Raw genomic sequence first — 19,520 nt, 5'->3', positions numbered from 1 at the left:
TTGCCCGGAAGCGGCGGGCACCCCTGACTCGTCGGGGGCTGCCCACCGCTTCCGGGCCCTGCCTTTGGACGGTGCGATGGTCTCCGCTGCCCCCCTTGCCTCTCCGGCCACGCTTGCCTTCGTCGAGAGCCCGGTTCAGCTGCTGAACGTGCTGGAGTGGGCGTACGCCGACGCCCAGCGCGCCGACGCCCAGCGCGCCGCGGGCCCCGAAGCCACGGCGCCCCAGGACCTCACCGTGGTGGTGCTCTCCCCGCACGATCCGATGACCCGCGGCCAGCTGCGCCGGATGGCCGAGCTGGCGCGGGACGAGGGCTTCGCCGTGCGCTGGGAGGACGCCCGCGGCGGGGCCGGTGCGCCGATCAAGACCATCGCCGGACTGCGCGGACCGCTGCGCCGGGCCGGGCGGATCGTGATAGGCGATCCGTTCTCCCGCTATGTCCAGCTGCTGCTGACCCTCACCCGGGCCAAGGACCTGGTCGTGGTGGACGACGGCACGGCCACCATGGAGTTCATCTCCCAGCTGGCGAAGGGCGAGCCCCTGGTGCGCTGGCACCGGCGCGGCAGCAAGGGGCCGCGCGACATGGTGTTCGCGCCGGTCTCCGCCACCGCGCGCCGCCGGCTCACCCCGGGCACCAGGCGCCGGGTCGAGGTCTTCAGCTCGATGCCGGTGGAGCCGCCCGCCGGGGTCACCATCACCGCCAACGACTTCGCCTGGACCCGCGCCAGGTTCGGCCCGCCCCGGCTCACCGGGGGCACCGACCTGGTGGGCACGTCCCTGGTCGAGACGGGCGTGGTGGACCTGGAGCGCTATCTGGAAGCGGTTGGCTCGCTGGCCCGCGCCCATGGCGCCACCCGCTACTTCGCCCACCGCCGGGAGAGCGCCGAGAAGCTGCACCGGGTCTCGGCCGAGGTGGGTCTGGAGATCGTACGGCCCGATCTGCCGCTCGAGCTGATAGCCCGCCGCGGCCCCATCGGTCACACGATCGTGAGCTTCCCCTCGACCGTGGTGCACACCCTGCCGCTCGCGCTCGTGGGCACCGGCGTTCAGGTCGCGGTCTGCGATGTGGATCCCGCCTGGCTGACCAGGGACGCCTCCCCGCGCGCCCAGGGCTTCCTGTCCGGGGTCACCGGGACGGCGCGCGATGTGCGCCGGCTGGGCTCGGGGCCGCAGGCGGGGTCACCCCCGCCGAGGGACGCGGCCCCGCCCAGGGACTCGGTCCCGCAGCGGGAGGCGGCCCCGCAGCGGGAGGCGGCCCCGCCTGCGAACCCAGGACCGCCCGCGGCACCGGTCGCGGCGTCCTGAGACCGGTCACGCGGCGTCCTGAGACCGGTCGGGGCGTCCTGAGGCGTCTCAGGTTCTGAGCTCGTCGCCCGTACGGCCGTGTGGCACATCTCACCCGCGGCCGATCGGGAAACCGGCTGTTATACCCTCTGACTAGGAAGATCATGCAGCGGGGCGGGTACTTTTGCGTACCCGAACAGATTGAATTTTTGTTGATCGACATTCGGTGGACCCACCTGGCGTTCTACGCTTCTTCAGGTGAAGCAATTGATGTCCCTCGATGCGACCGATGTCACACCCGCCGACGCGCCCGCGCTGCCCGGCACGCTCCCGGACGAACTGCGTGCCGAACTCATTGCCTTCCGGCGCGACTTGCACATGCACCCCGAGCTCGGCAACTGCGAGTTCCGCACCACCGCCGCGATCAAGGCGCGGCTGGAGCAGGCGGGACTCGAGCCTCGGGTGCTGCCCTCCGGCACCGGTCTCATCTGTGACATCGGCCCGCGCGACGGCGTAGCGCCCCTGCTGGCGCTGCGCGCGGACATCGACGGGCTGCCCATCCCCGACACCAAGACGGTGGACTACCGCTCGACCGTCGCCGACCGCGCCCACGCCTGCGGCCACGATGTGCACACCACCGTGGTGCTCGGCGCCGGTCTGGTCCTCGCCGAGCTGGCCCGTGAGGGGCGGCTGGCGCGCCCGGTGCGGCTGCTGTTCCAGCCCGCCGAGGAGGTGCTGCCCGGCGGCGCGGCCGACGCGATCGAGGCGGGCGTGCTGGACGGCGTGGGCCGGATCCTGGCCCTGCACTGCGACCCGAAGGTCGAGGTCGGCCGGATCGGGCTGCGGGTCGGGCCGATCACCTCGGCCTGCGACCGGCTGGAGGTCTCGCTGGACGGGCCGGGCGGCCACACCGCGCGCCCCCATCTGACCACCGACCTGGTGACCGCCGTCGCCAAGGTGATCACCGAGGTGCCCGCGCTGCTGGCCCGCCGGGTGGACGCCCGCTCGGGTCTGGCCGTCACCTGGGGCCGGGTGGAGTCGGGCCACGCCTGCAATGTGATCCCGCAGCACGCCGAGCTGTCCGCCACGGTCCGCTGCCTGGACCTGCCCGCCTGGCGGGAGGCCCCGGACCTGGTCCATGCCGCGGTGGACGAGATCGCCACCCTGCACCGCGCCAAGTCGGAGATCAACTACATCCGCGGGGTCCCGCCGGTGGTCAACGAGGCGAGCTCCGCCGAACTGCTGCGGGACGCGATGATCGCCCGCCGGGGCGCGGACGCGGTCGAGGGCACCGAGCAGTCCCTGGGCGGCGAGGACTTCTCCTGGTACCTGGAGCGGGTGCCCGGCGCGATGGCCCGCCTCGGCGTCCGCAAGGTCGGCGACACCACCCGGCGCGACCTCCACGCGGGCGACTTCGACGTGGACGAGGGCGCGATCGCGGTGGGCGTGGAGCTGTTCACGGCCGCCGTCCTGCTGGAGCGGAACGCGTAGATCCAAACGGCCGGAACGCGTAGACCGGGCGGGCCGGAACCCGTAGATGCGATGGTCGCGGCGCCGCGCGCTTCCCTTGGCGCGCGGCGCGATCACCCCTTCGTCACCGCCGGTACCGCTCGCGGACACGAGAGGTTCGCGACGATCCGATAACGGCTTCCGAGGGGGGCTTTATCTGGCATCTACGCGCGTTACGATGCGGCGGAGCCAGCGCCGCAAGGGGCGCTTCGAGATCATCAGAGGGGACCCTCGTGCGCCGGGTATCCACGATAGCTGTCGCGGGCATTGCCACCGCGGCTCTCGCATTCTCCGTCACCGCGTGTGGCAGCAGTTCCGAAGAGGGAAGCAAGAACGCCGGTATCGGCCTCGCCTACGACGTGGGCGGCCGCGGCGACCACTCCTTCAACGACTCCGCCGCCAAAGGCTACGACAAGGCCCTGAAGGACTTCGACGTCAAGGGCAAGGAGCTGACGGCGAAGGACGGCGACACGGACGCCGACCGCTACGACAAGCTGGCGAGCCTCGCCGAGGCGGGCTACAACCCCGTCGTGGGCGTCGGCTACGCGTGGACCCCCTCGCTCACCAAGGCCGCCAAGAAGTACAAGGACACCGACTTCGCCATCGTCGACTCGGTCGTCGACGCCAAGAACGTGGCCAGCCTGGTCTCCGCCGAGCACGAGGGCTCCTACCTCGCCGGTGTGGCGGCGGGGCTGAAGACCAAGTCCAACAAGGTCGGCTTCATCGGCGGTACCGACAGCGCGCTGATCAAGAAGTTCGCGGGCGGCTTCCAGCAGGGCCTGAAGGACACCAACCCCAAGGCGTCGCTGGACGTCCAGTGGGTGCAGGTCGGTTCGCCCAAGGGCTTCGGCATGCCGGACCGCGGCAAGGACATCGCCGAGGGCATGCTCTCCAACAAGGTCGACGTGATCTTCTCCGCGGCCGGCGGCTCCGGCGCGGGCGCCATCGAGGCGACCGCCGGCAAGAAGGGCACCTGGTCGATCGGCGTCGACGGCGACCAGTACTACGACAAGGGCCTCGCCCAGTACAAGAACGCGATCCTGACCTCCATGGTCAAGACCGTGGACGGTTCGGTCTACGACTTCATCAAGAGCGTCGTGAAGGACAAGAAGCCCGAGAGCGGCGTCCAGACCTACGACCTCAAGCGCGGCGGCGTCTCCCTCTCCTACTCGGGCGGCTTCATCAACGACATCAAGCCGAAGATCGAGGCGGCCAAGAAGAAGATCATCGACGGTCAGATCAAGGTCCAGGACACCTACAAGGACTGACCCCTCGCGCCACGGACCCGCGACGAGACCCCCGGGCATCCGCCCCGGGTCCGCCCGGGTCCGTGGCGTACCCCGGCCGGTCCGGCCCCCGGCCAGCCCCACCCCCTCCGCCCCTCAGGAGTGCGCCATCAAAGCCGCCAGCCCACCCAAGGGCGCTCCCGCCGGTGCCGTCACCGACGTCGCCGTGGAACTCCACGGAATCACCAAGCGGTTCCCCGGAGTCGTCGCCAACCACGACATCGACATCACCGTGCGCCGCGGCACCGTGCACGCCCTCGTGGGCGAGAACGGCGCGGGCAAGTCGACCCTGATGAAGATCCTCTACGGGATGCAGCGCCCGGACGAGGGCACCATCGCGATCGACGGCGAGACGGTGGAACTGCACTCCCCGGCGGATGCCATATCCCGCGGTGTGGGCATGGTGCACCAGCACTTCATGCTCGCCGACAACTTCACCGTGCTGGAGAACGTGGTCCTCGGCGCCGAGAAGCTGCACGGCATCGCCGGCAGGGCGCGGGCCCGGATCAAGGAGATCTCCGACGCCTACGGGCTGGGTGTCCGCCCCGATGTCCTGGTCGAGGACCTGGGCGTGGCGGACCGTCAGCGGGTGGAGATCCTCAAGGTCCTCTACCGGGGCGCCCGGACGCTGATCCTCGACGAGCCGACCGCCGTGCTCGTCCCGCAGGAGGTCGACGCGCTCTTCGACAACCTCCGCGAGCTCAAGTCCGAGGGCCTGACGGTGCTGTTCATCTCGCACAAGCTGGGCGAGGTGCTGTCCGTGGCCGATGACATCACCGTCATCCGGCGCGGCACCACGGTCGCCTCCGTCGTACCGTCCGAGACCAGCCCCCGGCAGCTGGCCGAGCTGATGGTCGGCAGCGAGCTGCCCTCGCCCGAGACCCGCGAATCCACCGTCACCGACACCGACATGCTCGTCGTGGACGGGCTGCGGCTGACCGCCACCGATGTGGACGGGGTCGAGCGGGCCGTGCTCGACGACATCGACCTCACCATCCGCAAGGGCGAAGTCCTCGGCATCGCCGGTGTGGAGGGCAACGGCCAGGCCGAACTGGTCGAGGCCATCATGGGCATGCGCGACCCCGACGCCGGCACCATCACCCTGGACGGCGCCGACATCTCCCACGCGCCCACCCGCAAGCGGCGCGAGGACGGCATCGGTTACATCCCCGAGGACCGCCACCGGCACGGGCTGCTGCTGGAAGCGCCGCTGTGGGAGAACCGCATCCTCGGCCATGTCACCGAGGAGCCCAACAGCAAGGCCGGGCTGCTGAACCCGGCCGCCGCCCGGCGGGACACCGAGCGGATCGTCGCCGAGTACGACGTGCGTACGCCGGGGATCGAGGTCACCGCGGCCTCGCTGTCCGGCGGCAACCAGCAGAAGCTGATCGTCGGCCGGGAGATGAGCCACCACCCCAAGCTGCTGATCGCCGCGCACCCCACCCGGGGTGTGGACGTGGGCGCCCAGGCGCAGATCTGGGACCAGATCCGCGCCGCGCGCCGGGACGGCCTGGCCGTGCTGCTGATCTCGGCCGACCTGGACGAGCTGATCGGCCTGTCCGACACCCTGCGGGTGATGTACCGCGGCCGGCTGGTCGCCGACGCCGACCCCGCCACGATCACCCCGGAGGAGCTGGGCTCGGCCATGACCGGCGCCGCCTCCGGCCATCTGGAGGGCCCGGCGGACGACGGGACCGAGGCCGCCCCTGGCAACGAGGCCGAGGCCGGAACCGCGACCGGGGGAGAGGACCGATGAAGAAGCTGGACAAGGAGCGGGTGCTGCTCGCGGTCGCGGCCCCGGTGCTGGCGCTCGCCGCCGCGTTCGTGGTGACCGCGCTGGTGCTGCTGGCGACCGGCAAGGAGCCGTTCAACGCCTTCGGCATCATGTTCGACTACGGCGTGAAGGCCGACAGCCAGGTCTACATCCTCAACAAGGCGACCACGTACTACCTGGCGGGGCTCGCGGTGGCCATCGGCTTCCGGATGAACCTCTTCAACATCGGCGTCGACGGCCAGTACCGGCTCGCCGCCTTCTTCGCCGCCGTCGTCGGCGGGGCGCTGAAGCTTCCCGGGCTGGTGCAGATCCCGCTGATCCTGCTGGTCGGCATGCTCGTCGGCGCCATGTGGGCGTCCATCGCCGGTCTGCTGAAGGTCTACCGGGGCGTCAGCGAGGTGATCAGCACCATCATGCTGAACTCCCTCTCGGGCATCGTCATCAGCTATCTGCTGGTGGACGGGCGGCTGGCCGACCTCGACAAGCAGACCAACATCGTGGCCACCGACCCGCTGCCGTCCTCCAGCCACTTCTTCACCATCCCGGCGGGCGGCGACCTCGACCCCATCTGGGGCTTCATCGTGGTCGCGGCGCTCGCGGGCGCCGGCTTCTGGTTCCTGCTCGGCCGCACCCGGTTCGGCTTCGACCTGCGCGCGGTGGGCCGCTCCGAGTCCGCCGCGCAGGCCAGCGGCGTCAACGTCAAGCGCATGGTGCTCACCAGCATGCTGCTCTCGGGCGCGATGGCCGGTCTGATCGGCATGCCGACCCTGCTCAACGACACCCACCAGTTCACCTCCGACTTCCCCACCGGCATCGGCTTCACCGGTATCGCCATCGCGCTGCTCGGCCGCAACAACCCGGTCGGCATCGGCCTGGCCGCCGTGCTGTGGGGCTTCCTCGAGCGCGGCGCCAACCGCCTGGAGTTCGAGGGCTACGACAAGGAGATCGTCGGCGTGATGCAGGGCGTGATCGTCCTGTGTGTCGTCATCGCGTACGAACTGGTGCGCCGCTACGGGCTCAAGCGCCAGCAGCAGAGGGTGGGCGCGGAGCTCGCCGCCCAGGCCAGGGCCGACAAGGGTACGGACAAGCAGGAGGTGCCGGCATGAGTGCCACGGTGACCACCACCAAGAGCACGAGCACGCCGGGCAAGGGGAACGGTCCCGCCTCCCGGATGTCCCTGGGCAAGGTGCTGCTGATCGTCGCCGGGGCGCTGATCGCGCTGTCGGTGCTGCGGGCGCTCGTCGACGCCGCCCAGCAGGCGGACTTCGACCGCGTCACCTCCGCCGGGCAGATCGGTGCCGCGCTCTCCATGGCCGTGCCCATCGGTCTCGCGGGTCTCGGCGGGCTGTGGTCCGAGCGGGCGGGTGTGGTCAACATCGGCCTCGAGGGCATGATGATCCTCGGCACCTTCTTCGGCGCCTGGGCCGGCTACCAGACCAACCCCTGGGTGGGGGTGCTCGCCGGCGTCCTCGGCGGCGCGGTCGGCGGGCTGATCCACGCGGTGGCCACCGTCACCTTCGGGGTGGACCACATCATCTCCGGTGTGGCGATGAACATCCTCGCCCTCGGCGCCACCACCTATCTGGCCAAGCGCTGGTTCGAGCCGCTGGCCGACATCGGCGGCTCCCCGAAGAACTCCCCGCAGGTCGACCCCATCCAGTCGTTCACCGTCCCCGGACTGTCCGACTGGCTCGCCGACCTGGAGAACCACCACTGGTTCCTGGTCTCGGACATCGCGGGCATCCTCGGTGGCCTGGTCACCGACATCTCGGCGCTGACCATCGTCTCCGTCCTGCTGGTCGTGGGCAGCTTCTTCGCCCTGTGGCGCACCTCGTTCGGACTGCGGCTGCGGTCCTGCGGTGAGAACCCCACGGCGGCCGAGTCCCTCGGCGTCAACGTCTACCTCTACAAGTACGCGGCCGTGGTGATCTCCGGCGGTCTCGCCGGGCTCGGCGGCGTCTTCCTCGCCCTCGTCCGCTCGCACATCTACAACGAGGGCCAGACCGGCGGCCGCGGCTACATCGGCCTCGCCGCCATGCTCTTCGGGAACTGGCGGCCGGGCGGGCTCGCGATGGGCGCCGGTCTCTTCGGCTACTCCGACGCGCTCCAGCTCCGCAACGGCGGGGCGACCGTGCACGCCCTGCTGCTCCTGGTCGCGCTCGGCCTCGCCGCGCTGGCGGCCTGGCGGATTGTCCGCAAGAGTTATGTCGCGGGCGCGGTGTCCGGCGCCGCGGCCGTCGCGCTGCTGCTGTGGTACGCCCTGACCGACACCGTCCCCAACGACCTGGTCAGCGCCACGCCGTACATCGTGACCCTGCTGGTCATGGGGCTCGCCTCACAGCGGCTGCGGATGCCCAAGGCGAACAACAGGCCCTACCGGAAGGGACAGGGCACATGAGCACTTCCGCCGCCGCGGCCCCCGACTGGGAGTCGTTGCGGGTACAGGCCCGGGACGCCATGTCCCGGGCCTACGCCCCCTACTCCGGCTTCCCGGTGGGCGCCGCCGCGCTCGTCGACGACGGCCGCACGGTCAGCGGCTGCAATGTGGAGAACGCCGCGTACGGCGTCGCACTGTGCGCCGAATGCGGTCTGGTCTCCTCCCTCGTCGCCTCCGGCGGCGGCCGCCTCACCGCCTTCACCTGCTGCGACCGCGAGGGCACCGTGCTGATGCCCTGCGGCCGCTGCCGTCAGCTGCTGTGGGAGCACGGCGGCCCGGAGCTCCAGATCGACACCGCCACGGGCATACGCCCGCTCGCCGAACTCCTCCCGGACGCCTTCGGCCCCGCCGACCTGCGCCGCGCCGCGGCCCACGGCTGACGCCCGCGCCGCCTCGGCCCGTCCGGTCGGTCCCCTGAATCGGCCCGCCCGGGCGGCCCCCCGAACACGAAAGGCCCCGTACAGCCCTCATGGACGCCATCTCCGTCATCCGCGCCAAGCGCGACGGCACCCGCCTCACCGACGCCCAGATCGACTGGATCATCGACGCCTACACGCGCGGCGAGGTGGCGGACGAGCAGATGTCCGCGCTCGCGATGGCGATCTTCCTCAACGGCATGGACCGGGCCGAGATCGCCCGCTGGACCGCCGCGATGATCGCGTCCGGTGAGCGGATGGACTTCTCCTCCCTGCCGCGCCCGACCTCCGACAAGCACTCCACCGGCGGCGTCGGCGACAAGATCACCCTGCCGCTCGCCCCCCTCGTGGCCGCCTGCGGAGCCGCCGTACCGCAGCTCTCCGGCCGCGGCCTGGGCCACACCGGCGGCACCCTGGACAAGCTGGAGTCCATCCCCGGCTGGCGCGCCCAGCTGACCAATGGCGACATGCTGGCCGTCCTCCGCGATGTCGGCTCGGTCATCTGCGCGGCGGGCGAGGGGCTGGCCCGCGCCGACAAGAAGCTGTACGCGCTGCGCGATGTCACCGGCACGGTCGAGTCGATCCCGCTCATCGCCTCCTCGATCATGTCCAAGAAGATCGCCGAGGGCACCGGCTCGCTGGTCCTGGACGTCAAGGTGGGCTCCGGCGCCTTCATGAAGGACATCGACTCCGCGCGCGAGCTGGCCACCACGATGGTCGGCCTCGGCACTGACCACGGCGTCCGTACGACCGCCCTGCTCACCGACATGTCCACCCCGCTCGGCCGGACGGCGGGCAACGCCCTCGAGGTCCGCGAGTCCGTGGAGGTGCTGGCGGGCGGCGGCCCGGCCGACGTCGTCGAGCTCACCCTGGCCCTGGCCCGCGAGATGCTGGACGCGGCGGGCCTGAAGGACGCCGACCCCACCAAGGCCCTGGCCGACGGCACCGCGATGGACCACTGGCGCCGCATGATCGCCGCCCAGGGCGGCGATCCGGACGCCCCGCTCCCGGTGGCCCGCGAACACCACGTCCTCCACGCCGAGTCGACCGGCGTCCTCACCCGCCTCGACGCCTACGCGGTGGGCCTCGCCGCCTGGCGCCTGGGCGCGGGCCGCGCCCGCAAGGAGGACCCGGTGCAGGCGGGCGCGGGCATAGAACTCCACGCCAAACCAGGCGACCACATCACCGCCGGCCAGCCCCTCCTCACCCTCCACACCGACACCCCGTCGGCCTTCCCCTACGCCCTGGAAGCCCTGGCCGACGCGATCGACTACGCCCCCGCGACCACGGAATTCACCACGAACCCGATCGTGCTGGAACGCATCGCCCAGGGGTGAGCTGCTTCGGTCGCATCGTTCTACGGGGGAACAGAAGTCAGAGCTCAACGTGGATGAGCATGAGCTTCGGGCATCCAGGCGGGCTGGTTCCTGGCCAAAACACATACGCGTGGTGCGCTCGTGGGCAGGCGCACGGAAGCCCCGCCCAGTGCTGCGGGGGTCAGCTCATGGGCGGGGTCGGTCGGGTGGGTTACAGCTTCCCGCTGTAGGCGATCACAACGACGACAGCGCAGGTTCCGTAGATGATGACCAGCGGCATGAGGTCAAACAGCCGGCTTCCAGCCGCCTTGGCCGCTCGCCTCATGATCCCCCTTCGTACAGCTTCGCGGGTACGCCCGCGTTTTCCATAGCGACGTCGACCACGATCCGCGCTAGTGCATGCCGTTCCATCGCCGACCCGGGACGTGCCGTGCACAGACAGCATGCGCACACAGGCCATCTGCGTGGCACGATCGGTAGGAGATTGTCTTTCTCGGCATCGTGGACGCGCACGGGGCCGTACGTCTTCCCGCTGTCCCGGGACACCCGGATGGTCATGATGGTGCCGGAACTTCTCACGCGAACCCCCTGAGCATGCGCAGGGCGCTGATCCTCGCCAGCGCCACCTGTAGCTGTTGCTCGGCTACACCGGCGCTGACTTGGCATCGGGAGCACCTGCACATTGGCCACCGGTCCGACATGAGCGGCGACAGCGGGTTGTTGGCGGCGCTGTACACGACTCGGGGCCCGAACGTCTTCCCCCCGTCCCGCGACACACGGAGTGTCATGAAGGTGTCGGGGCCCCTCATGACTCCTCCCGGTGCATTGGGCCCTTGTGATGCCACTGGAGCTCACGCACGCATGCGGCGGCCATCTGCACGTCGCCTTTGCGTCGGTGCTCCGCTTGCTGGCGCAGTAACGCGTCGCATAGGTCGCAGTTCTCGGCCGGGGGCGTTGATGGGTCAGTTGGCTGACCGGTCATGCCGAAGCCTCCGCTCCGTGAATCCGCCGGGGGCCGATATCGACGCCGCGAACGGCCAGCCGCAGGGCACGGCGGCGCACCCGTTGCTGCCGTCGTTCATGAGCCACCACGTACGGCCGGACAAGCCCGATGTCCTCGCCGCTCAGCGCGGCTACACGGGCGGCACTCACGGGCCGGGAGAACGATCGCTGATCATCCGCTCGGTGACGGCCTACAGGGGGCAGTAAGAGCCGTAGCAACGGCGGGAACAGTCTCGCTGTAGCTTGGGACACGTCGTCAACCTCCATGGGGTTGATGGCCACGCCCCCGGGCCGGTCGCACGGTCGCGGGGGTCCTTGATGCTCTTCCCCACGCTTCCGCTCCAATGAGTGACTGCATAGTGGCCCCCTGTAGGCCAACTGTCGGCCACAATTGGCACATGGGCAGCGACATCGGGGCCAACATCCGACGCCTACGCGAAGAGCACGAGTGGAGTCAGGCACGGCTGGCGCGTGAGGTTTGCCGGGCAGCCGGATTAGCCGGTGATCCAGTGGGGCGGCAGGAAGTCAGCCGGTGGGAGAACGGGAAGCGCACACCTTGGGAGTGGTTGCCGTTCATTGCTACCGCCTTAGGCGTGACCGTGGAAGTTCTGAGAGCGCATCAAGAGCGCGCCGAACCGCCGTTGCCGATGCTCGCTGACTTCCTGCCCGAAGACGATCCGCTAAGCCCGCTGGAAAGATGTAAGGGACGCCGTATCGGTATGGGTGCGGTGGATGACCTACAACAGCGCGTGCATGGGCTCAGACTTGCCGATGACGTTCTTGCCGGAGGCGACTTGATTCGCCCGGCGCTCCGGGAACTCCGCTCAGCTGTGAGGCTGTACCGTGAGGGAACCCACAGCAGCGAAGTAGGGCGGCAACTTCTGCGGCAAATCGGTGAGTTGACGCAGATTGCCGGATGGATTGCGAGTGACGCCGGACAACATAAAGAGGCAGAGCGCATCTACAGGCTAGGGATCAGCGCTGCAAGGCAGGCTGAAGACCACACCCTTGCCGGAAATATTGCAGGATCGCTGGCCTACCAATTCAGCAATACGGGGCGGGAATCCGAAGGACTCAGGCTCGCTCAGGCTGCATTCAATGACGCACGCGCCGAAGCGCCCCCGAAAGCCCGTGCACTGTATCTGGACCGTGTGGCCTGGGCGCACACAAAAGCCGGGGGTGCAGAGAACGGCCAACAAGCCATGCGCGCACTGGGAGAAGCCGGGCAGGCGCTCAGCGAAGACAGCGACGGCACCGAGTCGCCTACCTACCTGTATTGGGTGGATGCCGGGGAACTCCGTGTCATGGAATCACGTGTCTATACGGAGCTTCATCGCCCCTTGCGCGCAGTGCCGTTGCTCCGGGAAGTGCTCAGCGAATACGACGCCACGCACACGCGCGAAATGGCGCTGTATCTGTCTTGGCTCGCCATTGCCCTTGTCGACGCCAATGAGCCTGAAGAAGCGGCGACAGTGGCGGGACGGGTCCTCACTCTTTCCGCCGACGTTGCTTCGGAACGCACGGCGGAAAGAGTGCGGATCGTACTTGGCCGGTTGCAGGAGTATGCAGAGGTGCCGGAAGTCGCCGCTCTACTCGATGAGCATGAAGCGGCTTAGAGGTTGTCTCACGTGGCGTGATGTTTGTGCGGCATGATGCCGGTCGTGGGTGCTGATCTGTCGCAGCGGCTGGTTCCTGATGAACTGTGGGAGCTGGTCGGCGCCGTTACTGCCGTCGTTCGCTGCTCGTCCGCAGGGCGGCGGGACCGCTCCGTGTGATGAGCGGGCCGTGTTCACCGCCGTGGTGTACGTGCTGACCAGCGGTTGCGCCTGGCGGCATCTGCCGCCGACGTTCGGTACGTCTCCCGCGACGGCGCATCGCCGGTTCACGGTGTGGACCGAGGCGGGCCTGTGGCGCCGACTGCACCGGGCGGTGCTGGACGAACTCGGCGCCAGGGGCGATGTTGACTGACCCTCGGCGATCATCGACGCGGCATCTGTCCGGGCGGAAAGGGGGGCACCCTGACCGGGCCGAATCCGGTTGATCGCGGCAAGAAGGGCAGCAAACTGCACGTCCTGTCCGACGCCCAGGGCATCCCGCTGGCCGTTGCGGTGTCCGGGGCGAACCTGCACGACAGCCAGGCGTTCAAGCCACTGATCCTGGCGATACCTGCCGTCCGCTCCAGGCGCGGACCGCGCCGGCGGCGACCGGTCAAGGTACGCGCTGACAAGGCGTACTTCTCCGCCGACCACGTCGCCTGGCTCCGCGGTCGGGGCTTGATCCCGCGGATCGCCCGCCCGGGAATCGAGTCCGGCGAGCGGCTCGGGCGGCACCGCTGGAAGATCGAACGGTCGATCGCCTGGCTGTTCGGCTACCGCCGGCTCACCGTGCGATACGAGCGAAAACGCTCCCACTTCCTTGCCTTCCTCGGCTTCGCAGCTGCCCTGACCTGCTACAAGAAGCTCGCAAAACTCGCCACGTGAGACAACCTCTAAGAAGGCAAGGAAGGCCCACGAGAAGCAGGCCAATGCCATGGCCCAGATTTTCCGGACACTGGCCAATGAATTGGAAGCTAGGCGCACCGGGTCGCCGGAAATCGAGCCGTCGGCCAGTGACACTGATGCGGACTGAGGTGATGAGAAAAACCTCGTAGCCGACCCGGCAAATCAGGGGCTACGGGCTCAACTCATAAGCAACAAGGTCATGTTGTCGACGCGTACAGACCAGCTCCCGTCGACGTACGCCCATTCTCGTGCTGCCCCAGCAGGGAACGCATCGCCTGACCCGGGCATCCTGCGCTCGCGACTGGCCTACGGCAGCAGCTGGCCCCGGCGGCTCAGCAGGAACTTCTTGAAGGCCGCCACCGGGGGTGTGTCGGGGTGGCCGTCCAGCCAGGCGACGCCGATCTCGCGGACGGCGCGCGGGGCGGTGACGGTCAGCTCGGCCACGCCGGGGCGGGGGACCGCCGGGGGTGGGAGGAGGGCCACGCCGAGGCCCGCGGCGACCAGGCCGCGGAGGGTCTCCGCCTCCTCGCCCTCGAAGGCGATCCGCGGGGTGAAGCCCGCCTCGGCGCACAGCGCGTCCGTGATGCGCCGCAGCCCGTAGCCCGGCTCCAGGGTGACGAACAGCTCCGAGGCGGCCTCGGCGAGCCGGACCCGGCGGCGTCCGGCCAGCCGGTGGTCGTCGGGGACCACCAGCCGCAGCCGCTGTTCGTCCAGGCGGCGGGCGACCAGATCGGGGGCGTCCGGGACCGGGGAGGTCAGACACAGGTCGAGGCCGCCCGCGCGCATCCGCTCGATCATCGCCTCGCCGTAGTTCTGGACCAGTTGGAAGCGCACCCGCGGATGGTCCACCCGGAAGCTCCGGATCAGACCGGGCACGGTCTCGGTCCCCAGCGTGTGCAGGAAGCCGAACGAGACCCGGCCCGCCGCGGGGTCGGCGTCGGCCCGTACGGACTCGGCGGCCCGGTCGACCTCGGCGAGGGCCCGTTCGACCGAGCGCAGGAAGGTCCGTCCGGCCGGGGTGAGCGCCACCGTACGGCCCCGGCGGGCGAAGAGCGACACGCCCAGGTCCTCCTCCAGCCGGACCATCGCCCGGCTGAGCGTCGACTGGGGCACCCCCAACTCCTGTGCGGCGCGCGTCACATGCTCATGGCGGGCGACGGCGGCGAACTGGGCGAGGCGCGGGGTGAGCGCGGCGGCCCAGGACTCCGCCTCGACATCTGCTGTCACCGGAATGCCGTTTTCGTAACTGATGCGTGACACGGGCGGCCCTGACCTTTACTCATGCGGCAGTGGATTGATTATCGCCATTCCGTGCATTGGACGCATCAACCGTGGATACGTACGGTCGAACCATGCCTCCTGCTGATACCAGGGCGTCCACCGGGAACCACCGCGTGGACGCCTCCGCTTCGATGTCCCCGAACCCGAACCACTCCGAGTCCGAGCGGATGAGCCCGGGCCACCCCGGCTACCTCCGGATGCGGCTCGCCCTCTTCACCGCCGGACTCGCCACCTTCGCCCTGCTCTACTCGACCCAGGCGCTGCTGCCCGCGATCTCCGACGATCTGCGGGTCCAGGCGGACCAGGCCAGCTGGAGCGTCTCCGCGGCCACGTTCGGTCTCGCGCTCGCGGTGGTGCCGCTGAGCGCGCTGTCCGAGCGGTTCGGCCGGCGCGCCATGATGACCGTCTCGCTCACGGTCGCGGTCGTCCTCGCCCTGCTGGTGCCCTTCGCACCGGACCTGGGTTGGCTGATCGGGCTGCGCGCGGTCCAGGGCGCGGCGCTGGCCGGGATCCCCGCCTCCGCGATGGCGTACCTCTCGGAGGAGGTCCACCCGAAGGCGCTGATCGGCACGATCGGGCTGTTCGTGGCCGGTAACAGCGTCGGCGGGATGAGCGGCCGGATCGTCACCGGCTGGGTGGCGGACGCCTGGGGCTGGCGGGCCGCGCTCGCCGCGGTCGGTGTGATGGCGCTGCTGTGCGCGGCGTCCTTCCGGATGCTGCTGCCCAAGGCCCGGCACTTCACCCCGGCCGAGGTGAGCCCGCGGGCGCTGGCCCGCACCCTCGCCGGGCACCTCTCCGATCCGCTGCTGTGCCGGCTGTACGCGATCGGCGCGCTGTTCATGACGGTCTTCGGCGGGGTCTACACGGTCATCGGCTACCGCCTGGTGGCCGAGCCCTTCGGGCTCTCGCAGAGCCTGATCGGCTCGATCTTCCTGATCTACCTGGTCGGCACGGTCTCCTCGGCGGCCACCGGCAAGCTGGTCGGCCGGCTCGGGCGGCGCGGTGCGCTGTACGTGGCGGTGTCCACGACGGCCGCCGGGCTGCTGCTGTCCCTGCTGAACTCGATCCCGGCGGTGCTGGCCGGTCTGGTCCTGATCACCGCGGGCTTCTTCGCGGGCCACGCGGCGGCGTCCTCGGCGGTGAGCCGTACGGCCAAGACCGGACGCGCCCAGGCCGCGGCGCTCTACCAGGCGTCGTACTACATCGGCAGCAGTGTGGGCGGTGCGCTGGGCGCGCTCGCCTTCCACGCGGCCGGGTGGGCCGGCACCGTCGCCATGGGCCTGGTGGCGGTCGGCGGCGCGGCGGCGATCACGGTGTACGCGACGCGGAAGGCGATGGCCGAGCGGCGCGCGGAGGCAGCGCGGCGCGAGCTGTGCGGAGTGCCCGCCTAAGCGCTTCGCTGGAAGTGTGGCGATGCGTCGTCGGCCGACTGCGGCGCCGTCGTGACTGGTCGCGCAGTTCCCCGCGCCCCTTCGGGGCGCTGCCCGAGCCGTAGCGAGCTTCCTCCCCTGCTTAGGGGGGGCGTCGCCTGCGGCGTGCTCCTCCCCTCCCCGCCCCTCCCCACAACTGGGGCTCCGCCCCAGACCCCGGGGTGGGTTCGGGGCTCTGCCCCAGGGCTCGGGGGTGGGTTCGGGGCTCTGCCCCGGGCCCCGGGTGGAGCTGGGGCTCCGCCTCAGACCCCGGGGTCCAGGGGCGGAGCCCCTGGTATCGGGAAGGGGCGGGAGAGGGGAAAGATCCACCCGCCCCCCCGTAAGCGCCCTGCCAGGGCCGACCCCCGAAGCGCGAAGGGGCCGTTCCGCCACTGTCCGGCGGGGCGGCCCCTTCGTCCGGCGGCGCGGGCCCGGCCCCCGGCCCCAAGCGTGCAGGCGCCGAAGGCGCGAGACGGCGCCGCACCCGGCGACGTACCCGGACCCCGACGCACCCGGCAGCGAACGCAAACCCAGAGGCGCACAACCAAGCGCTCAACGCCGGCCCAGATTCGCCCCGAAGCCCGCCGCCAGCGGCATCCGCAGACCCAGCGGCGGCGGAGCCGCCAGCGCGTCGGTCACCGGGCGGGAGAAGCCGGAGTGGAAGAGGGAGCCGAGGAGGAAGTCCGCGGCCAGCGCCTGCACCTCGGAGCGGTGCTGATGCAGCCCGTGCCCATCGGTGTGCACCTCGAAGCGGCACACATCGCGGTTGGCCTTCTTGGCCCGTTCCGCCAGCCGGTAGGACAGTTCGGGGTCGGTGCGCTCGTCATTCGTGCCGTGGGCGATCAGCACCTGCCGTCCCACCAACTGCTTCACCGGCTCGGGTTCGAGCACCTCGTCCGGTGCCGGAAGCCAGGGCGCCAGCGCCACCACCGAGGTGACGGCCTCGTGCCCGGCGGCGCGGAGGGCGGCGCGCCCGCCCATGCCGTGGCCCACGAGGCAGACCGGCACGTCGCCGTAGCGCCGCACCACCTCCTCCACCGCCCAGGTGGCATCGGACGCGGCATCGGCGGCCGCCCCGTTCCAGCCCCGGCACCGGTAGTGGACGACATGGGCGGCCAGCCCCTCCTCCCGGCCCGCCCGGACCAGCCGCCGGGCCAGCGGCAGCGTGGCGGCCACCGAGAGTCTGGACGGCCGTCTGGTCCCACTGGGCTCCCCCTCGGGGAGCAGCAGCACCACACCATGTACGGTCGTTCGCGCGGCGGCCGCGCCCATCGGCCGCCCCAGCCGTGCGCCCCGCTCGGGCAACGCTTGCTGAGCCATGGCAGAAACGATCGCAGAAGGACTGGTGTACTCCACTACCCGTGCGGGTCACTGTTCCGTATCTATCCCTCACGTTCTACGCGCGTAGGGGCTACGCTGCCCAGATGACGAGCGAGCACACCCATGAGCCCACCCCCGAACAGATCCGCCGCGCCCCCAAGGTGCTGCTGCACGACCACCTCGACGGTGGGCTGCGCCCGGGCACCATCGTCGACCTCGCGAGGGAGACCGGGTACGCCGCGCTCCCGGAGACCGAGCCCGACAAGCTGGGCATCTGGTTCCGCGAGGCGGCGGACTCCGGGTCGCTGGAGCGCTATCTGGAGACGTTCTCCCACACCGTCGGCGTGATGCAGACCCGCGACGCGCTCGTCAGGGTCGCCGCCGAATGCGCCGAGGACCTCGCCGAGGACGGCGTCGTCTACGCCGAGATCCGCTACGCCCCCGAGCAGCACCTGGAGGGCGGGCTGACCCTGGAGCAGGTCGTCGAGGCGGTCAACGAGGGCTTCCGCGAGGGTGAGCGCCGGGCCTGGGAGAACGGCCACCGCATCCGCGTCGGCGCGCTGCTGACCGCGATGCGCCACGCGGCCCGCGCCCTGGAGATCGCCGAACTCGCCAACCGCTACCGCGACCTGGGCGTGGTCGGCTTCGACATCGCGGGCGCCGAGGCCGGGTTCCCGCCCACCCGCCACCTGGACGCCTTCGAGTATCTGAAGCGGGAGAACAACCACTTCACGATCCACGCGGGCGAGGCGTTCGGACTGCCCTCCATCTGGCAGGCGCTCCAGTGGTGCGGCGCCGACCGGCTGGGCCACGGCGTCCGCATCATCGACGACATCGAGGTCGGGGACGACGGCTCCCTCAGCCTCGGCCGCCTCGCCTCGTACGTCCGCGACAAGCGCATCCCGCTGGAGCTGTGCCCGACCTCCAACCTCCAGACCGGCGCGGCCAGTTCGTACGCCGAGCACCCCATCGGGCTGCTCCGTCGGCTGCATTTCCGCGCCACCGTGAATACGGATAATCGTCTGATGAGCGGGACGAGCATGAGCGGGGAATTCCAGCATCTTGTATCAACGTTCCATTACACGCTCGACGACATGCAATGGTTCACGGTCAATGCGATGAAATCGGCCTTCATTCCTTTTGACGAACGTCTGGCGATGATCAGTGACGTGATCAAGCCCGGATACGCCGAGCTCAAGTCCGAATGGCTGTTCCGCAATGTGGCCTCCGCATCGGCTGTGACCAGGGATTCCGCACCCGAGAGCAGCTGAGCGGGCGACACTGGCACACGACCCGGGCGGGGTAACGGAGGCCGTTTTCGGTGTTTGCGGGCAGCCGAAATCCATGGCTACGTTTCCGTATCGGTCAAGCCCCCGTCTCAAGGACAGATTTCTGATGAAGCAGGGAACCCTCAAGACTCTCGGTGTCATTGCCCTCGGTGCCGCCGCCGTCGTCGCCGGAGGCAGCGCCGCGTCCGCGGCGCCGGTCCCCGGTGGCTCCGCGGGCCGTGTCGCCGCCCCGGGGCAGCCCACCGCCGGCCAGCCCGCGGCCCCCGCCGCCCCTCAGGCCAAGCCCGCCCAGGGCATGCTGAGCCAGCTCCCGCTGGGCAGCCTCGGCCTCGTCAAGCTCGGCTGAACCCCGCCTGGGCACACGGCCGGGCCGCACATCCCGAAGGGGGTGTGCGGCCCGGTCATTTCCGTATGGGTCCGTATGCGGGGTAACGGCGCTTACGTATGCGGGGTCACCCCGCGCCGTCGGCGCGACGGGTCACCACGCCTCGCGATAGGCGTCCTCCGCCGGAAGCAGGAACCACAGCGCGATATAGAGCAGGAACTGCGGCCCCGGCAGCAGACACGAGACCACGAAGAGCACCCGCATCGTCGTCGGGGTGGTCCCGAAGCGCCGGGCGAGACCGGCGCAGACACCGGCGATCTTCTTGTCGTGGCGGGGGCGGACCAGCGGTGCGGCCATGATGGGCACTCCTCGT

At 70.2% G+C, this 19,520-nt stretch carries 16 protein-coding genes and 1 pseudogene; 14 read left to right on the top strand and 3 right to left on the bottom strand.

From position 1 onward, the window contains the following. Positions 1-76 precede the first annotated feature (76 nt). From KHP12_RS23615 to KHP12_RS23565, 11 genes and pseudogenes are all read left to right on the top strand, one after another. Entirely contained in the window at positions 77-1,303 is a 1,227-nt protein-coding gene (locus KHP12_RS23615; RefSeq protein WP_211833682.1) for a hypothetical protein, read from the top strand. A gap of 249 nt (positions 1,304-1,552) precedes the next feature. Beyond that, the gene (locus KHP12_RS23610; RefSeq protein ID WP_086883671.1) at positions 1,553-2,773 is read left to right on the top strand and encodes an amidohydrolase; all 1,221 of its coding nucleotides are present in this window, start codon (positions 1,553-1,555) and stop codon (positions 2,771-2,773) included. A gap of 251 nt (positions 2,774-3,024) precedes the next feature. Beyond that, positions 3,025-4,059 carry a BMP family lipoprotein gene (locus KHP12_RS23605; protein WP_086883672.1) on the top strand — a complete coding sequence of 345 codons (1,035 nt, stop codon included), beginning with the start codon at positions 3,025-3,027 and terminating at the stop codon, positions 4,057-4,059. Between the two features lie 127 nt (positions 4,060-4,186). Next, complete coding sequence (locus KHP12_RS23600) at positions 4,187-5,833, top strand: ABC transporter ATP-binding protein (RefSeq protein WP_308017054.1); 1,647 nt, start codon at positions 4,187-4,189, stop codon at positions 5,831-5,833. Then, complete coding sequence (locus tag KHP12_RS23595; RefSeq protein ID WP_086886371.1) at positions 5,830-6,957, top strand: ABC transporter permease; 1,128 nt, start codon at positions 5,830-5,832, stop codon at positions 6,955-6,957. Before KHP12_RS23600 ends, KHP12_RS23595 begins: the two co-directional genes overlap by 4 nt. Then, positions 6,954-8,249, top strand: a complete 1,296-nt coding sequence (locus KHP12_RS23590) for an ABC transporter permease (protein WP_086886370.1) — start codon at positions 6,954-6,956, stop codon at positions 8,247-8,249. The genes KHP12_RS23595 and KHP12_RS23590 overlap by 4 nt, the downstream gene beginning before the upstream one ends. Next, the gene (locus KHP12_RS23585) at positions 8,246-8,668 is read left to right on the top strand and encodes a cytidine deaminase (protein WP_086886369.1); all 423 of its coding nucleotides are present in this window, start codon (positions 8,246-8,248) and stop codon (positions 8,666-8,668) included. The genes KHP12_RS23590 and KHP12_RS23585 overlap by 4 nt, the downstream gene beginning before the upstream one ends. An 89-nt stretch (positions 8,669-8,757) precedes the next feature. Then, on the top strand, positions 8,758-10,041 hold the full coding sequence (locus KHP12_RS23580; RefSeq protein ID WP_086886368.1) for a thymidine phosphorylase: 1,284 nt from the start codon (positions 8,758-8,760) through the stop codon (positions 10,039-10,041). Positions 10,042-11,019: 978 nt separating this feature from the next. Next, positions 11,020-11,229 (top strand): hypothetical protein, encoded by a 210-nt coding sequence (locus KHP12_RS52915; RefSeq protein ID WP_208653299.1) that lies wholly within the window; start codon positions 11,020-11,022, stop codon positions 11,227-11,229. A gap of 191 nt (positions 11,230-11,420) precedes the next feature. Next, positions 11,421-12,638, top strand: a complete 1,218-nt coding sequence (locus KHP12_RS23570; protein WP_086886366.1) for a helix-turn-helix transcriptional regulator — start codon at positions 11,421-11,423, stop codon at positions 12,636-12,638. Between the two features lie 45 nt (positions 12,639-12,683). Beyond that, positions 12,684-13,502: pseudogene (locus KHP12_RS23565) on the top strand (IS5 family transposase). Positions 13,503-13,829: 327 nt separating this feature from the next. On the opposite strand, the gene KHP12_RS23560 reads toward KHP12_RS23565, so the two are convergent. Next, positions 13,830-14,783 carry a LysR family transcriptional regulator gene (locus tag KHP12_RS23560; protein WP_211833672.1) on the bottom strand — a complete coding sequence of 318 codons (954 nt, stop codon included), beginning with the start codon at positions 14,781-14,783 and terminating at the stop codon, positions 13,830-13,832. A 92-nt stretch (positions 14,784-14,875) separates the two neighbouring features. Here KHP12_RS23560 and KHP12_RS23555 point away from each other — a divergent pair, with 92 nt between their 5' ends. Then, the gene (locus tag KHP12_RS23555; protein ID WP_086886066.1) at positions 14,876-16,195 is read left to right on the top strand and encodes an MFS transporter; all 1,320 of its coding nucleotides are present in this window, start codon (positions 14,876-14,878) and stop codon (positions 16,193-16,195) included. A 570-nt stretch (positions 16,196-16,765) separates the two neighbouring features. Here the strand turns inward: KHP12_RS23555 and KHP12_RS23550 are convergent. Beyond that, a complete protein-coding gene (locus tag KHP12_RS23550; protein ID WP_086880618.1) occupies positions 16,766-17,533 on the bottom strand; it encodes an alpha/beta hydrolase in 768 nt (255 codons plus the stop codon). A 104-nt stretch (positions 17,534-17,637) separates the two neighbouring features. Between KHP12_RS23550 and KHP12_RS23545 the strand changes: the two genes are divergently transcribed. Next, positions 17,638-18,804 carry an adenosine deaminase gene (locus tag KHP12_RS23545; protein ID WP_086880617.1) on the top strand — a complete coding sequence of 389 codons (1,167 nt, stop codon included), beginning with the start codon at positions 17,638-17,640 and terminating at the stop codon, positions 18,802-18,804. Between the two features lie 124 nt (positions 18,805-18,928). Beyond that, the gene (locus KHP12_RS23540) at positions 18,929-19,168 is read left to right on the top strand and encodes a hypothetical protein (protein WP_086880616.1); all 240 of its coding nucleotides are present in this window, start codon (positions 18,929-18,931) and stop codon (positions 19,166-19,168) included. Between the two features lie 132 nt (positions 19,169-19,300). Here the strand turns inward: KHP12_RS23540 and KHP12_RS23535 are convergent, their stop codons facing one another. Continuing rightward, positions 19,301-19,504, bottom strand: a complete 204-nt coding sequence (locus KHP12_RS23535) for a PspC domain-containing protein (protein ID WP_037953531.1) — start codon at positions 19,502-19,504, stop codon at positions 19,301-19,303. Positions 19,505-19,520 lie beyond the last annotated feature (16 nt).

The sequence above is a fragment of the Streptomyces asiaticus genome, from assembly GCF_018138715.1.
Taxonomy (GTDB): Bacteria; Actinomycetota; Actinomycetes; order Streptomycetales; family Streptomycetaceae; genus Streptomyces; species Streptomyces asiaticus.
This window is presented reverse-complemented; position numbering and strand designations above follow the sequence as displayed.

Coding starts and splice junctions, on each gene's coding strand:
- KHP12_RS23615 (WP_211833682.1), top strand. CDS start 77: ATGGTCTCCGCTGCCCCCCTTGCCTCTCCGGCCACGCTTGCCTTCGTC.
- KHP12_RS23610 (WP_086883671.1), top strand. CDS start 1,553: ATGTCCCTCGATGCGACCGATGTCACACCCGCCGACGCGCCCGCGCTG.
- KHP12_RS23595 (WP_086886371.1), top strand. CDS start 5,830: ATGAAGAAGCTGGACAAGGAGCGGGTGCTGCTCGCGGTCGCGGCCCCG.
- KHP12_RS23590 (WP_086886370.1), top strand. CDS start 6,954: ATGAGTGCCACGGTGACCACCACCAAGAGCACGAGCACGCCGGGCAAG.
- KHP12_RS23585 (WP_086886369.1), top strand. CDS start 8,246: ATGAGCACTTCCGCCGCCGCGGCCCCCGACTGGGAGTCGTTGCGGGTA.
- KHP12_RS23580 (WP_086886368.1), top strand. CDS start 8,758: ATGGACGCCATCTCCGTCATCCGCGCCAAGCGCGACGGCACCCGCCTC.
- KHP12_RS23570 (WP_086886366.1), top strand. CDS start 11,421: ATGGGCAGCGACATCGGGGCCAACATCCGACGCCTACGCGAAGAGCAC.
- KHP12_RS23555 (WP_086886066.1), top strand. CDS start 14,876: ATGCCTCCTGCTGATACCAGGGCGTCCACCGGGAACCACCGCGTGGAC.
- KHP12_RS23550 (WP_086880618.1), bottom strand. CDS start 17,533: ATGGCTCAGCAAGCGTTGCCCGAGCGGGGCGCACGGCTGGGGCGGCCG.
- KHP12_RS23545 (WP_086880617.1), top strand. CDS start 17,638: ATGACGAGCGAGCACACCCATGAGCCCACCCCCGAACAGATCCGCCGC.
- KHP12_RS23540 (WP_086880616.1), top strand. CDS start 18,929: ATGAAGCAGGGAACCCTCAAGACTCTCGGTGTCATTGCCCTCGGTGCC.
- KHP12_RS23535 (WP_037953531.1), bottom strand. CDS start 19,504: ATGGCCGCACCGCTGGTCCGCCCCCGCCACGACAAGAAGATCGCCGGT.